1 pseudogene is annotated in these 1016 nt (G+C 71.8%); it reads right to left on the bottom strand.

What is annotated here, in order from left to right:
• Positions 1–1016 (bottom strand): annotated as a pseudogene (locus IEW07_RS20710) (IS110 family RNA-guided transposase); the annotation flags it as partial.

The following is a 1016-nucleotide window of genomic DNA, read 5'->3' as shown; positions in this document are numbered from 1 at the left end:
GTAGAGGGTGCCGTCCCGCAGCATCGCGAACAGCACGTCGGTGCGTCGGCGGGCGAGGGCGATGATGGCTTGGTTGTGGCGTTTGCCCTGGGCTCTCTTACGGTCGTAGTAGGCCCTCGACGGTGGGTGGTTGAGCGAGGCGAAGGCCGAGAGGAACAAGACTCTCTTGAGACGCTTGTTCCCGCCCTTGGCGGCGTGCTCGCCGCGGATCGAGGTGCCTGACCTACGGGTGACCGGGGCGATCCGAAGCGTAGGAGGCCAGGTGCCCGGCGTCGGGGAAGTCCTTGCCCACGACCTCGGTGAGGATTCTCGCGGCGGTCCTGACCCCTACCCCGGGCATCGAGGTCAGGACCGGGTGAAGAGGGTGGGCCTCCACCAGTGCCTCGACCTGGGTCGCCACGGTGGCCCTCTGGTGGATCAGGGCGGCCAGCTGCCCGGCCAGGATCGGCACGACGGTGGCGGCGGCCTCGGTGCCGGCCACGACCACGCTCTGCTGCCCCAGGGCGTCGAAGACCTCCTCCGTGAGCGACTCAGCCAGGCGCGGGGCGTGCTTGCGCAGCCGTGCCCGCACATGGCCCCTGCCGGCGGCGGCCAGCTTGGCAGGAGTGGGGTAGCGGGTGAGCAGGTCGGCCACCGCCGGGTGGCTCACCCGCGGCCCCAGCACTCGTTCCAGGGCGGGGTGGATCTGGGTGAGCATCCCGTGCAGCCGGTTCGAGGTCGCGGTGATCTGCGCGGCGAGGTCGTCGTCGAAGCCGGCCAGCACGCCCAGTTCGGCGATCTGTTCCTCGTCGACCCGGATGTCGCGCAGGGTGTGCGGCATCGTGCGGGCGGCTTCGGCGATGATCAGCGCGTCGCGGGCGTCGGTCTTGGCGGTGCCCGGGTGCAGGTCCGCGATCCGGCGCATGGCCAGGCCCGGCAGGTACGCCACCGCGACTGCCTCCGTCGCCTGGGCGACGGCCACCGGCAGCGCCCCGATGGTGGCCGGCTGGTCCACGACCATCAGCACCGGGCCGTGG

This window comes from Kocuria dechangensis (assembly GCF_014636775.1).
In the GTDB taxonomy this organism is placed as follows: Bacteria; Actinomycetota; Actinomycetes; order Actinomycetales; family Micrococcaceae; genus Kocuria; species Kocuria dechangensis.
Note: the sequence above shows the minus strand (reverse complement) of the source record. Positions and strands in the feature narration are given on the sequence as shown.